At 36.2% G+C, this 14,975-nt stretch carries 12 protein-coding genes and 1 pseudogene; 2 read left to right on the top strand and 11 right to left on the bottom strand.

All coding sequences use genetic code 11. The annotated features are described in order from the left end of the window. Nucleotides 1–110 precede the first annotated feature (110 nt). Entirely contained in the window at nt 111–956 is an 846-nt protein-coding gene (locus tag AB3U99_RS23855) for a helix-turn-helix transcriptional regulator (RefSeq protein WP_400244464.1), read from the top strand. Between the two features lie 238 nt (nt 957–1,194). On the opposite strand, the gene AB3U99_RS23860 is transcribed toward AB3U99_RS23855, so the two are convergent. From AB3U99_RS23860 to AB3U99_RS23870, 3 genes are all read right to left on the bottom strand, one after another. Next, entirely contained in the window at nt 1,195–1,320 is a 126-nt protein-coding gene (locus tag AB3U99_RS23860; RefSeq protein ID WP_400244466.1) for a hypothetical protein, read from the bottom strand. Nucleotides 1,321–1,437: 117 nt separating this feature from the next. Next, nucleotides 1,438–2,568, bottom strand: a complete 1,131-nt coding sequence (locus AB3U99_RS23865; protein WP_400244468.1) for a response regulator — start codon at nt 2,566–2,568, stop codon at nt 1,438–1,440. 367 nt (nt 2,569–2,935) lie between these two features. After that, the gene (locus tag AB3U99_RS23870) at nt 2,936–4,939 is read right to left on the bottom strand and encodes a YhgE/Pip family protein (protein ID WP_400244469.1); all 2,004 of its coding nucleotides are present in this window, start codon (nt 4,937–4,939) and stop codon (nt 2,936–2,938) included. Nucleotides 4,940–5,061: 122 nt separating this feature from the next. Between AB3U99_RS23870 and AB3U99_RS23875 the strand changes: the two genes are divergently transcribed. After that, nucleotides 5,062–5,973 carry a LysR family transcriptional regulator gene (locus AB3U99_RS23875; RefSeq protein ID WP_400244471.1) on the top strand — a complete coding sequence of 304 codons (912 nt, stop codon included), beginning with the start codon at nt 5,062–5,064 and terminating at the stop codon, nt 5,971–5,973. 685 nt (nt 5,974–6,658) lie between these two features. Here AB3U99_RS23875 and AB3U99_RS23880 read toward each other — a convergent pair. The 8 genes and pseudogenes from AB3U99_RS23880 to AB3U99_RS23925 form a co-directional block, all read right to left on the bottom strand. Next, nucleotides 6,659–8,107, bottom strand: a complete 1,449-nt coding sequence (locus AB3U99_RS23880; protein WP_400244473.1) for a DEAD/DEAH box helicase — start codon at nt 8,105–8,107, stop codon at nt 6,659–6,661. 324 nt (nt 8,108–8,431) lie between these two features. Next, nucleotides 8,432–9,729: pseudogene (locus AB3U99_RS24435) on the bottom strand (IS91 family transposase). Nucleotides 9,730–9,829: 100 nt separating this feature from the next. Then, nucleotides 9,830–10,480, bottom strand: coding sequence for a hypothetical protein (locus tag AB3U99_RS23900; protein ID WP_400242608.1), 651 nt, complete (start codon nt 10,478–10,480; stop codon nt 9,830–9,832). Then, complete coding sequence (locus AB3U99_RS23905) at nt 10,410–11,414, bottom strand: transposase (RefSeq protein ID WP_400242607.1); 1,005 nt, start codon at nt 11,412–11,414, stop codon at nt 10,410–10,412. The genes AB3U99_RS23900 and AB3U99_RS23905 overlap by 71 nt, the downstream gene beginning before the upstream one ends. A gap of 141 nt (nt 11,415–11,555) precedes the next feature. Next, nucleotides 11,556–12,188: a YesL family protein gene (locus AB3U99_RS23910; RefSeq protein ID WP_400244481.1), complete on the bottom strand. Its 633-nt coding sequence runs from the start codon at nt 12,186–12,188 to the stop codon at nt 11,556–11,558. A 53-nt stretch (nt 12,189–12,241) separates the two neighbouring features. After that, the gene (locus AB3U99_RS23915) at nt 12,242–13,108 is read right to left on the bottom strand and encodes a glycoside hydrolase family 43 protein (RefSeq protein WP_400244483.1); all 867 of its coding nucleotides are present in this window, start codon (nt 13,106–13,108) and stop codon (nt 12,242–12,244) included. A gap of 56 nt (nt 13,109–13,164) precedes the next feature. Next, complete coding sequence (locus tag AB3U99_RS23920) at nt 13,165–14,037, bottom strand: carbohydrate ABC transporter permease (RefSeq protein ID WP_400244485.1); 873 nt, start codon at nt 14,035–14,037, stop codon at nt 13,165–13,167. Continuing rightward, nucleotides 14,037–14,906 carry a carbohydrate ABC transporter permease gene (locus AB3U99_RS23925; protein WP_400244487.1) on the bottom strand — a complete coding sequence of 290 codons (870 nt, stop codon included), beginning with the start codon at nt 14,904–14,906 and terminating at the stop codon, nt 14,037–14,039. The genes AB3U99_RS23920 and AB3U99_RS23925 overlap by 1 nt, the downstream gene beginning before the upstream one ends. Nucleotides 14,907–14,975: the final 69 nt, after the last annotated feature.

Below are 14,975 nucleotides of genomic sequence, written 5' to 3' on the forward strand. Positions count from 1 at the left end.
TTATACAAAGATTATTGTATACTGAACCTAATTCGGCTTTCAGAGGTGTATTTATCCTAGAATTGCCACTACCACCTTAATTGGCAACTAGTAAATGGAGGAGATAGCACATGGCAAAACTGCCTTCTAATCGTTACAGTGAATTGGCTCAGTTTTTAAGAAGCCGCCGGGAACGACTCTCCCCTCAACAGTTTGGCTTGCCCGAGGGTAGGCGTCGCACACCTGGACTTCGCCGGGGAGAAGTCGCTGTATTATCTGGCATAAGCCTTGAATGGTATACTTACTTAGAGCAAGGAAGAGAAATAAATGTTTCCATAGAAGTACTTGAAAGCTTAGCTAGAACGCTAAAATTAAATGATACAGAACGTAAGCACATGTTTCTATTGGCACATCGGCAGCCACCGCCTGAGCGTTCCAGCAGTTTAGATGGCAAAGTAAGTGACGTACTGCAGCGTCTTCTCGATAGCTTTGGTACTTCCCCAGCCGCTGTTATGGATGCCAGAATGAACATATTGGCTTGGAACCAATCCTTTTCTGCAGTGCATGGCGATTATCAAAAAATATCTGATCAAGCGCGTAATCTTCTTTGGATAACCTTCACATCAGAATCTTTTCGCATACTAAAAGACGACCAATGGGAGAGTCATGCCAAACGAACGATTGCTAAATTTAGAGCGGGATTCGCCAAATTTGTTGATGATCCTTGGTGGGGAGAACAAGTGGAACAACTAAGTGAATTAAGTGCGGAGTTTAAAGAATTCTGGTACCAATATGATGTGCTGGATGATCAAGATACACTTAAGATTCTTCATCATCCAGAAGTAGGATTACTCACATTTGAACACCTTACACTGCAACCATTGGGATCTCCTAATCTTGAAGTTTCTGTTCATGTTCCACTCCAAGATAATTCTACTGAAAAAAAAATACAGACTTTAATGAAAAAAGGCATGTAAACGATGATGTTTGCATACCTTTTTCATTCACTTATAAAAGCTATTACATTCAGCTGATAAGAGTCTGCTTATTAAAATATTATTTGACTTTCTGCATAACCTAAATTTCCTATCTTAAAAAAGCTTCTCTCATGTAATCATTATAATAGATGAGCAAACATGGATGTTTTCGAAGTTGTGAGGAATTTGAATGAGTAATACCTGGAAAGAGAGAAGGTAAAAGTACGATGATTATAGCTTAGTTAATTCTTTTCAATTTTGTTCCTCTTTTTTTGATATAATAATGCCCTTCATAATCTTTTAAAACACTAATTCCTACAAACACTAGTGGTGTCCATATTTTCTTTAAATGAATAAGTGGCATATTTTATCCTCCTTTATAATCTTATTTACAAACATTATAAAGGTATAAAATGAAAGAATAATGACAATGCAAAAAACCACCTAAGTTACCAATGGTATTTTGCTTTTTATTAAGGAGTCAAATTTCCGTTAATTCACTTAAACGCTCAGAATAATATTCAACCAACTCATTCGAAGGATTGATTCCCAATTCTGTCCTCATAATGTTGGTATACTGGTCAAATAATGTGAGAAATGAATCCTTATCCTTCTGAGAAGCATATGCGTTTAAAAGCAATTTTACTACTTCTTCGTCTAATTCACTTAAGCTCCATATTTTGTTTAGAAGTCTAATTGCCGTACTATACTCTTTTTTTCTTAACAGCTTCAGCGTTAATTTTTTCACAAAAGTATTGTGTAAACTATTAAATCGTTCTATATCACTTAATGACCAAAAAAAGGCTCGTTCTCCAAATAGAGGTCCTATGTATATTTCCTCTACCTTTAAGGCATCCTCCCTATAATTCGGACTTTTTTCATCAAGTTTCGTCAATGCCTCTTCAAATGCTATATAATCGATGGAAGCGTAATCCAAATAAAGACTATAATGATCTTTATTCGAATGAACAATTTCTTTTAACCCATGAGGAACTAATGATTTTCTAATCTGATAGATTACTGTATTCAAGTAGGTTTCTGCATTTTTTTGGGGCATCTCTGGAAAAATATCTTCAATAATACGTTCTCTTGATACCATTCGTCCCCGATGCATGACTAAATAGGCAAAAACCTCTTCACTTTTTCTCGACATCCATTTTACAGGTCCTAAATTGGATCGAACCTCTAATCCCCCAAAGCAATGGATATATATTTGCTCTCTTTTTTTCGTATGTTTTTCCGAATAATCATAGTGGTGAATAGCTCTAGCACGATTTACCGCTTTTTCAAGTCTCTCTAATAAAACAGGCTTCACAATATAATCCAATGCATACACATCAAATGCATCCATTGCATATTCCTTATGGGATGTGACAAAAATAATGGGAAGATTATAATCGATATCTGCCATTCTTTTAGCAAACTCTAATCCATTTTCCTTTGGCATGCTAATATCAACAAATGCTAAATCTACTGAGTGGGTTTTGATAAACGAAAAAGCGCTTGCCGTTTCATGAAACATTCCTATAATCTCAAGATCAGGTATTTTTCCTAACATTTTCCTCATAATGAGATGCATGGCTTTTTCATCATCAATAATGATTACCTTCATACTTGGATCGAGTCCTTTCCCTTATAGTACTTTCGCCAGCTGGCTCCGATTTGCTAGATACTTATATAGTAGCATAAGTGAAGCGCTATTCGTAATTAATCATTCGTATTAGCCTAATACAAATTAACTACTTATCTATTTATTTGTGGTTCCCCACTATACACCCCTACTAAAACTCATTTGGAGAACTGAAAAATAAAAAAGATGATCTCTGTCCTTGTAGAGATCACCTAAAGGCTATAGACACACTTGAAAATGGATGTTTGTTTACAGCCTTTTTTATCAAATAAAACTAGAATTCTAATCGCTTAAATCTAAAATATGAATAGATAATTATTCAGAGGTGAAAATACATTTTTCAAAATCTTTAAGAAAGAGAGCTTTGAACATACAATTCCCGATGCTGAATATGACTTGCCACCCAAGCAATGATTCCAGCTACCGAAAGATAAATCACCAAAATAGATAATTGGGATTGCAATTCATGCCAATTACCTAATGAAATGACCTCCTGAAGACTTTTAAGTGAATGGGCCATAGGCATCCATTGTCCTACCTTACTTAATACAGGATTTCCTAATTCCATTGGGAAAGTACCACTGCAAGATGCCAATTGGAACACAAGGAAGGTAACCGCTAAAAACTTCCCTACTAATCCAAATACAGTAACAAGCATCAATATAAAGGTCATGAAGGTAAATGACACGATGATACTGGAAAGTACAAATAGTGGAACACTTGCCACTTCCAGTTTAAACACACTTAAAACAATAGCATCTACAATAATTGCTTGAACAAACCCAATCGTATATACCAATCCCAGTTTATTGACTAAGTGATGAGTTCCATTTACAATAAGCTCTTTTCGTCTGCCAAGAGGGAGGATATTTGATGCCATTATTCCTCCTACGAAAAAGGCAAGCGATAAAAAATAAGGCGCAATGCCAGATCCATAGTTTGGCACATTTGAAACATTTTTCTTTTCTAGTATAACAGGTTCAGAAAACATATCCGTCAATGAATTACTGTTTTTGACACTGGCTGTTTCTTTAGCAGCATTATCCAAACTAGATGAAAGGGTATATGCTCCATCCGATAATTGACCAAGTCCGTCCATTATTTTTTCTGTACCTTCTTTAAGTGGTATTGTCCCATCTGCTGCTTTATTTATTCCATTATTTAATGAAGCATAGCCTTCGCTCCATTCATCCAATCCATCATTGAATTTTACTGTCCCCGATGCTAACTCTTTAGCGCCGGCTGCTGCTTCGGCAAGCTTGTCAGAAAATTTGTCTAGCCCAGAATTTATATTTTCCTGCCCTGCAGTTACCTGCTGCGCACCCTCGGCAAGCTGCGTTTGTCCAGTCTGAAGCTGTCCAGTTGCCTCTGCTAATCCATTTGCAATCGTCAGTAGCTTAAGAAATTCCGGATCCTCTCCTGCTTCTGGATGCGACTTACTGTATGCACTCATTTGATCCTGAAGAAGTTTGGCAGCTTCATTTGCTTTTGATTGCCCTTGAAGGAGCTTTTCATTGCTCGAAGACCATTTTTTTACACCCACAGTAACTTGTTCCTCACCTGCTATAAGCGTATTTAATCCTTCAGATAACTTATCCATACCTTCAGATAAAGAAAGAGAACCCTTTTCCAAATCTGCACCACCGGAAGAGAGTGCTTCTTCTCCCTTTAGAAGTTTATTACTGCCAACTGTCAATTGAGTCATCCCTTGATCAAGTTGGTCATATCCATCATCTAGCTTAACCATTGCATTTTTCGCATCATTCATGCCCTGATGAAGATCATTAGCTCCATCTCCTGCTTTCTCTAATCCCTCTGCCAGTTCACTGAACTTAGAAAAAACACCCTCTGCATACGTCTTTGTAATGCTTTTGGAGATCTTTTCATTTATTCTTTCTACTGCAGTCGAACTAATCTGAGATGCGACAAAATTCCCACCTGGATTTGTTTTTGAGATAAGTTTCGCAGGAATCGGGTGGTCATCCATTAGGGTACTAATGTTTTTTGAAAAATCTTTTGGAATGGTTAATACCATATAATAATCCCCATCTTTTAATCCCTTTTCGGCCTTTTCCTCGGAAATAAAATGGAATTCCAGTTCCTTATTTCCTTTTAATTCCTCAATCAAATCATCTCCTGCTTCTATACGGTCACCATCCATCATGGCCCCTTTATCCTGATTAACAACCGCTACAGGCAGATTTTCTAAGTTACCATAAGGGTTCCAATATCCAGCTAAAAAGAAACTAGCATAGATGAGAGGTACCATTATAAGAAAAAATAAAGCTATACGCCCATGAGGATGCTTCCACATCGCCATTAAATCCTGTTTTATCAACTGTATGCCTTTCAAGCAATCACTCCCTTAATTAGTTTTACACTTTATTTATAGTAATTATTTTTTTGCATATTGTATAATATATAATTAGATATAAAAACATAGCTTTTAAGCTATATAAGGAAGGTCAAATTTACATGGAACTTTTACAGCTTCATTATTTTCGGACAGTAGCAAGGCTAGAGCATATGACAAAAGCAGCTAAACAGCTTCAGATTGCCCAACCTTCACTTAGCAAAACAATTTCTAGACTAGAAGAAGATTTAGGCACCCCTTTATTCAATAGGAAACACCGACAAATCCAACTAAATGAGTTTGGCAAAGTTTTTTTAAAGCGGGTAGACCGGATTTTCTTGGAGCTAAACGAAGGGAAAAGGGAGATTTTGGAGCTATCCAAGCAGCAAGAAAATCAAATTACACTTACTGTTACGATTCCTAGAGTTCTACCTGACCTCTTGAAGGCTTTCCTATCAAAGAATTCAAATGTAAAATTCCAGCAATTTTTCCTTCAGCCTACTTCTTCTATGAAAGAACAACTAATGGAAGGAAAAATAGACTATTGCATTTTATCTGCTACTATTGATGATCCGGATATCATTTGGGAACCTCTTTTAACAGAAGAAATTTACCTGATTGTTCCCCCTAGCCATCCTTTTTCCGACCGGGACACAATCCATTTGGCAGAAGCAAAAAATGAACCATTCATTCACATGCATACTGGCTATGGATTTCGGAATTTAACAGATCAATTTTGCCATGAAGCAGGCTTTGAACCGCATATAGCCTTTGAGGGTGATGATTCAACCGTTATAGGGGATTTAGTGAAACAAGGACTAGGCATTGCTTTTGTTCCAGAAATTACATTGCTTCATCAGTCAAACCAGTTTCCCCATAGTCTCTCTATTACAGAACCAAAATGCCGAAGAACGATTGGAATTGCCTGGTCAAAAAACAGATATTTGTCGGAGACTGCACAGCAATTCAGGGAGTTTGTAAAGGATTACTTTACCTTATTATCTACTAGGCTTAAAAAAAATGACAATTTATAAATAATAGACACAAAAGAGGCTGGGACAAAACAAAATATATAATGTCTAAAGACGAACAATCTCTCATATAGCTATTTAAATAATGGCTAATTTCAAATATTTGGTTATGGTTGTTTATGTTTTTTAAAAAAATCAAGTGGAGAAACCAATTCGTTCCATTGCTACTGACACACGATGCGCAGGGGGCAACCTAAGCCTCCTCGGCAAAGCCTGTGGGGTCTAAAGCTTGCTCTACTTCTCGCAGGAGTCGATTGTCCTCCTCTCTATTCCACTTCGTTTTTAAAGATTGTTTTTCAATAAACTATTATGGAAATAGAAAAAATTAATTGGAAAGACGAAGCAGCCTGAATACACGTAGACGCCACGGGGATTAGCGAGACAGCTGAGAACCTGCAAGAAAAGCCGAAGATCCCCATGGAAAGCGAAGGTGTATTCAGGCTGCGGGTGATAACCACAAACCGTCTATTCTAAAAAATTTAAAAACCCAAACAATTATACGAATTTTTTTAACATCTCCGTAAAATTGTTCGGGTTTATATTTGGTTGGAATACTTATATCCCAACCTCTTTTTATCAATTCTTATATACTTTTATTTGTTCATGAATCTATCCGATTTTCTATCATAGGGTGGTGCAGACCCATTCCTATTTCTATAGATAGTTACACTGCCTCTGATAATTATTTTCAATTCTTATTAGCCTCATATACCTTCAACTGCTTACCTTTTATGGTTGTTTTCTTCATTTTATCCAGTACCTTAGGCCCTTTATTATTTAAAATTTCAACATAAGAATGAGTATCCATTATTGTAATAATACCAATATCCTCTGCTGTTACTCCGTCTATTTTAGCAATCGTTCCAACAAAATCTACTGCTCGAAGTTTCTTTTTCTTACCGCCATTAAAGTATAGCTTCATAATATGCTTGTTCAGTTTTTCATTTTTCGCCTTTTTAATCGTTGGCTCTACGTTCTTCTTTGCCTCAAATTCCGATTTATTAGCAGAAACCTCTTCTTTTGATGGAGCTGTTATAGCTGGAATTTCAAAACCGATATATTCTTCAATCTCTTTTAAGAACTTATCTTCAAACGGGGTAACAAATGTGATCGCTTTCCCTTTTTTACCTGCCCGACCTGTTCTTCCGGTACGATGCACATAGCTTTCCTTTTCTAAAGGAAGGTCATAATTAATGACATGGGTGATACTATCAATATCAATCCCTCTAGCCGCTACGTCTGTTGCGATTAAATAGCGGAACTCTCCCCTTTTGAAATCATTCATTACTTCAAGTCTGTCTTCCTGTACCATACCACCGTGAATTTGATCACAGCTATATCCTAAGTCTAATAACTGATCACATAATGTATCTACTCTATCCTTTGTTCGGCAAAAGATGATACAGCTATCGGGATTTTCCACGATTGTTATATCCTGAAGAATAGAGAATTTGTCCTTTTCCTCTACTTTCAGAAGCGAATGATCAATTTTATCCGTTGTGAGTCCAGTTGCCTTTATTTCAATATCAATAGGTGTCTTCATATAGCGAAGAGATAGGTCTTTAACCGCCTCAGGTAAGGTAGCTGAAAATAACATTGTCACTCTATTTTTTGGTAATGCCTTTATAATAGCCTCAACTTGTTCAATAAAGCCCATGTTTAGCATTTCGTCTGCTTCATCTATTACAAGATAATTAATTCGGTCTAAGGTCAATGTCCCTCTCTCTATATGATCTAATACACGTCCTGGTGTCCCTACCACTACATGTGTTTTTTGCTTTAATTCTGTTTTTTGAATGGCAAAAGGCTGTTTTCCATAAATAGCTGCTGCTTTAATCCTTTTAAATCTTCCTATATTGATAAAATCTTCTTTTACTTGAACAGCAAGCTCTCTTGTTGGTGTCAAAATTAACGCCTGGGGCTTATTTTCTTCCCACTCTATTAATTCACAAATTGGAATCCCATAAGAAGCCGTCTTCCCACTTCCTGTTTGGGATTTCACTACAAGATCGATTTTTTCTAACACAAGAGGAATCACTTTCCTCTGAACTTCTGTTGGAATTTGATATTCTAAACTATCTAGAGCCTTTACTATTTGATTACTTAAATTAAAATCATGAAAACCTTTTTCACTCATCACGAAGCCTCTTTTTTTATTTATTCTTTTTATTATTTCCGTAACATTCATTCCCTTATACAAACTTCTATTATACGCTATCTTTTCTTTGAAAATGTACAATCCTTTATAAAACAGTCTAAGAAAAACCGGGCATAAACCACCCGGTCCTTTTTTAGTTAGAGGACATCCGATATTTTGTATTCCTGACCGTGTATTCCTTTGTAGTACTCAGGATACATTTCTCCCCCACATTGTTCACACCTAAACTGAGGTAGGGATGTAGGATCACCACCATCCATAAAGTCAAAGTCTTGAACCACGTCATACGGTATTCTCTCTTCTTCATGACACGTTAAACAAATGAAGTTGACGGATGTTTTTTTTCTGCTTTAAATGATCGGTTCCTTTTTTCTTTTTCTTCCCTCTTTTGTGGTGTTTGGACATTGGAGTAATACGCAATCACCCTTTCTAAATAGTTTCTTGCTTCTTTAGTCAAAGCGACCTTTATTTCTAGTTGTCCGTTCTCAAGACACACTTCTCCCATATATTCATAATAATTTTCACAGTGAGGACAGACAAGGGGATCCTTTTTTCCACTTGCTACAATTCTTTCTCTCCACGTCTGGCGACGTAAAGTCTTTTTAACTTTTATTATCCAACGTTTTGTATTTTGTTGCCAGGTAACAAGTATCTTCTTACATAAGTTCTTGCTTCTTATAGAATACATTCCGTAATGTCTTATTGTTTTGAATTGCTCATCTGGTATATGACGAATTAATCGTGATATAAATTCTTCCACGCTTACTTTCTCTTTCTTTTCTATTCCATCTGTCTTATCTATATATTTAAACGTCACGTACTGACCATCATATTCCTCGATTCGATTAATACCTATCGCAGGTCGACGAATATAACGACCAATATAACGTAGCTGTTCTTTTATCTTGCCTCGCTGTTTTGGGGCATACACATAGAAGCCTTCACCATTATTGGTAAATGCCTTTTGTAATCTAGGTTGTATTCACTTTTTCAGTAACTCCTTTACGTATTAATTTTAAAACTACTGTTTGCCATTGTTTTCTAAGCATCGCAAAAAGTAGAAAATCGTACTGTTTCCATTTTCCTTTTTTAGTTAACCCACCCATCGTTACTAACATATGAACATGTGGGTTAAAGTTAACTCTTGAACCAAAGGTGTGTAATCCTGCAATAATTCCTGGAGTTACTTTTGCCTTCTTTTTGAAAAACTCTGATATTATTCTAGCTGCTTCATCCATTTAATCTTTTAATAAGTGACGATGAAGAAGAAATACATCTCTTAACCCCTCATCGATCGTAAATATTACATGGCGATGATTTACTTGGAGGACATCTTCTGTAAGTAATCTACTCCATTCCTCGCTCTCTCCTACAGAACAAGTTGTGTAAAATCGACCCTTACAACGGTATGGTACTTTTCTAACATCATGGCAACCTTCACACACGAATAGCTTAAATCCTTTTTTAATGTCCCCACAATCCCGAAACTTTTCAACCTCCTTGATCACGATTGGACGAATTTTAGCTCCGTGCTTCTTCTTGAAAGACTCCCAATGACTATTTTTATCAAAAAAAATCTGTCTAAGAATATTTGCTTCCATAAAAAGAAAATCCCACAGTCTGAAAGACTGTGGTAGACCGAAAATTATATACTTTCTTATCTTTTAAAAAAAACTTAGACGGCACAACTAACACAATAGGTTAGTTGTGCTCGTTCCATTTGCTCTCAATATTGAGTAAATATGCATTTGGGTCCTTTTTAAACCTTCTCTGTTTTGTGTGTTCAAGTATCCGGTTATTCCACTTATTAGCTTCGTTCTTATAGGTAGAATAGTCAGCTTTCCTTATCTTATTCAAACCGTCTCGTTCATCTGTAACACCTTCAACAAAAACAATGTTTTCACCATGACGAACAATATAACGATTCCAAGTTCGACTACCAGTTATTCGCCTATGCCTTACTTTTGTACGTCTAAAGAATAGTTCTAAATCATTGTTCGTCCTAGGTAAGAGAGGGAAATCGTATATAGTAAAAAGTCCTTTCCAAAAGCCATTACTATATCTTAAAAGATTATCCACAAACGCATGATCCTCTTCCCGATTAAGCTCTTTTTTAATATGATCTAGATACTGTTTTAGTCTATTTTCGACCCAAGAACTTGTTTTATTTTCAGATGGCTCCATAATAGTGGCAATCCGTTTAAAACGCAGGTCCCAACGTTTCACAAGTTGATAATCTGAGTTAAAGTTATCAACATTACTGACTATTCTGAATAGCTTTTCAAGTAAAAGAGTCCCCTTTTTTATCCAGGCATTTTTCAATCGAGTCTTTGATTGATTTTGTTCGTTCATAGACTCGAGTACCAGGTAATTCAAACGGGGGCTTACCATCTTCCAGTAATACGGAGCGAATGGCTGCCACATAATCACTTGCGATTTCATCTTCTAAGCTTTCTGAAGGGGATTCTTCTATTTTTCTCTCGATATCTCGAATTCCCCTTAGCTTCTTTTTAATATTTGTCTTTAACTTTCGGTCCTTTTCCACTAATGGTTTGGCAATATCCTTAAAGTAATGGAACTGACAATACTGATATGGAATGTTTGGTGCGACTTTCTCAATCGCTAAACGGATTGACTGTTGCCCATCACTAATAAACCCTTGAATTGGGTAACCCCAATTAATGATGGGTTGAATAATCCCAACCAATTCTTGAGATGCACTACTCTTTAGATTGTGTGCAGCTAGGACAGTTCCACTTAGTACCTCACGGATTACATAAAGTGTTTCGTTTCCTTTTTCAGGTTGAACGCCATCAATAGAAAGGATTAATCCGTCACTTTCTTCTACGACTTTCTCTAAAATTTCTTTCGTGTTCTCTTCGACAGATGACCTAAGTAGTAACGCGTAGCGTTCATAGAGTTTTTGAACCTGTCTTTCAGAGATTTTAATCTGCTTCTCCGTTAGTATGTCGGTAATTTCTAATCGTGTTTTATGTTCTTTAAAGCGTAAATGACCAATATGAGCAATGACATCCATTCCATATGTAATATGTTTCATACTGAGTTGTTCAGCCTCTGCAGAGCGATAAACGATATGATTATCACAGGAGTTATTTTCGCATCTGTAACCTAGATTGATTACTTTAAATTCACCTTTAAGAGTAGAGATGGTTTTCCGCCATACAGGATGACAGTATGTTAATTTGCCTTCACATTTAGGGCAATGTGTAATCTCAGGAGTATAGTAAATAGATTCAACTGGATTTAACCGATTTTTTGTACGCATAAATAAACACCAACTTAAATAATTTATAAGTCTATTATAACTCATAAACATGGTTGGTGTTATTTATTCCGCGTAAGAAAAAAAAGAGTGCAGCATCTGCACCCTTTTTCAGAAAGTATATATTATTCCCTGTTTAACCAATTACTTTTCGGTGCCTGACACTTCTACAGACAACCTGTTAAATGCTCGATGCGCATTAAAGGTACATAAGAGTCCTAATAAACTTACGCTATAGAATGGCAATAATCCTGGGAACAAGTTGATAAGAAAATAGGCGGCAAAACAACCAATTAGTATAGTCAAAGACGATGCGATCTGTGTCACTGCTAAGAAAAACGCATTTTTAATGTACTCTTTGATGGACTTAAATTCCATATGAACATATAACGGAAATAGATAGGCAAACGTTAATATAAAAAGAATAACGAATAACCAAGTTAACATGATGTAGATAGATTGGAATGGTCCTTCCATCACTATAATAAATTGATAGTTCAAATACAATAACATGCCACCAACCACAAAAGATAAGCCAAGTAGATTGGCTTTAATAAAATGGGTACGATAATAATCCCAAAATGATTTAAATATAGGGATCTCTGTTCTTCCTAAAATCCACTTCCGTTGTATGGAGAATAAAGCAGCAGAAGATGGCCCAAATCCGAATATACCCAACCCAAGTACAGTAAAAAGCACCCACAAAATATTTACATAAGCTAACTTAGATATCCAACTACACATTTTATATGCTCCAGAGATTAGCCCACCATCCATCACATCGATCACCTCTTCATTTCTACCATTAGTCTTCTAATTACATTCTTGTACTATTTGATAGACAACGTCCCATTATCCTCAGATACCGAAAAGAACATCGGTCTTTCATTAGGTGTGTCATTGGGAGCATGGATGACAAGTTTTAGTTCACCCGCAAATGTTTCAAATAACATCCCGTGGCCGCCATCCTTACCAAAAATCGGTTGATCATCATGGTTCCATGGCCCTTTAACATCACCAGACTCTGATCTTGCTAGGCCAATAGCATATCCTTTATCGCCAAAACTAGACCACATCATCAACAACTCATTATTCTTGGCCCGATAAAGAAACGGACCATCTGTAACAAAATAATGATCTTCCTTTACAGGGCGAACCCATGGTGCATCTGTTGCTCGAAACAGATCTATTGGATCACTCACCGGCTCGGTTAAATCCTCTGACAGTTTCACTGCACACATTTTGCCAATTTCAATTTGGACCCATTCGTGACAAAAAATCATCCACGGAACCCCTTTTTTGTCTACATAAAAAGTCCCATCTAAGCATTCCCATTCTTTTGGGGTAAAATGTTCACTTCCATGGGGGACATATGGCCCTTCTGGTTTATCTGATACAAGAATCTGCGTACAACGGCGTCTATCCTCAGATTTAAAGCTTGCAAACATAAAATACTTACCATTCCACTCATGCACTTCAGGGGCCCAATAATTTTGATCCGCCCAAAAATCTTTATTAGGACGAAAGGCTGGAAATGGCCCCTCCCAATTGACAAGATCGTCACTTGAATAAACATCGAGTCCATCTGGCTTCCCTTCCCAAGTAGTTATTCCTGTTGTACCAAACAAATAATATTTCCCTTCACTTTTCACTGGTAAAATAAATGGATCTCGAAAGTTAATTTCATCAATTTTCATAGAATCTCCCTTTCACTGCTTACTACTATGTCTTACAATCGTCAAAAAGAATCGGGTTAGCCTTTAACTGCCCCAGCAGTCATACCATCAATAACATGTCGTTGAGCAACCAAATAGAATATGAGAATTGGTAACATAACTAAAACTAGATCAGCAAAAATCAAATTATACTGTTGATTATATTTTGATACATAACTAAACACCGTAAGTGGTAATGTCCATAATTCACTTTTGCTTAATATGAAGAATGGCCATTGGAAGTCATTCCACACGAACATGAACACAAAGATCGCACAAGTAATAATAACCGGTTGTAAAATCGGAAATATAATTCTATAGAACATGGACGTTGTTTTACAACCATCTATTAGGGCAGATTCATCCAATTCACGTGGTATCGATTTAATAAATCCGGTAAATAAAAGAATTGCAAAAGGGATATACATTGCTGTGTAAAACAAGATAATACCAATTCTAGTATTTAATAAACTTAGAATTTCTAGTGTTTTAATCGTTGGTACAATTGCAGGAGGCACAATCAAACCTGCTATAAAATAGACATAAAGAAAGTTACTTAGCTTGGTATCTGACCGTCTACTTATAATAAATGCTGCAAACGATGCCGTAGTAACTACTAACAGCAAGGATCCACCAGATATAAGTAGACTATTAAAAAAACCGGTTATTACACTTCCATCACTAAGCACTGTCATATAGTTACTAAGTGTCCAGTCGGAAGGTAAGGATAAGTTAACCGTACGAGCTTCATCTGCAGTTTTAAACGAATTTAAAATAACTGCAAAGAATGGGATTAGGTAAATTAATCCAATAACTAGCATGCCAACTTCTATGAAAAGTTTTGAGTTAAATTTAGTCTTTTTTTCATTAGCAATCTTTGATTTTTTTCCAGTACTAATGTTGGCTTCCATTACGCTTCTACCTCATTTCTTCTTAAGAATTTAAGGAATAAGACGGAAATAACCGTTACGATGACAAATAAAATTAAACTACCTGCCGAACCAGTGTTATAACGCCCCATGGCCATCTCCCTATAGACATAAGTATTAATTACCTCCGTTGCATTTCCTGGTCCGCCTCCTGTTAACACATATACCGTATCGAAAACTTTGAAAGAACCAATTAAAGCAAGCATAATATTAATCGTTACTCCTTGCCCAATCATAGGAAGGGTAATACTCTTAAATTGAACCCATTTATTCGCACCATCAATACGAGCAGCTTCATATAAATGATTTGGAACAGACTGAAGCGCTGCTATATAAATAACCATTGAAAAACCAACATATTGCCAAATATTTATACCTGTAATGGAATACATGGCAATAGCAGGGTCACTCAACCAATTAAGTGCTAAAGCGTCTAGACCAATGGAACCCAACAAGTTATTAAATAATCCCTCCGTTGGATGCATCAGTACACCAAACGTAATTCCGATAACTAATGCACTTAAAATGGTAGGTAAGAAAAACATGGTTTGCAGCAAACTTTTGGTTTTCAAGCCCCGATTAAAGATCAGAGCAATGCCTAGTCCAATTACATTTTGCAAAACAGTTGTAATAAACGCATAGATAAAAATATTGACAATTGCTTTTCTAAAAACAGGATCCTCTAATACTGTTTTTATGGGCTCAATCCCAACAAACGAAATACCCTCTTTATACATATTCCAGTCTGTAAAAGAAAAGATAAAACTTGCTACAGTTGGAACCGTATATAAGGCAGTAAAGATAAATAGTGCAGGAAATATAAACTTATAACTGTATAATTTGTTCTGCATCTGTAACCACCTACCTATTAAGAATTGGAAGAAAGGTATCAAGTCGTACCTTTCTTCACTAATATCAAT

Origin of the sequence: Niallia tiangongensis (assembly GCF_044704065.1) — a bacterium.
Lineage (GTDB): Bacteria > Bacillota > Bacilli > Bacillales > Cytobacillaceae > Niallia > Niallia tiangongensis.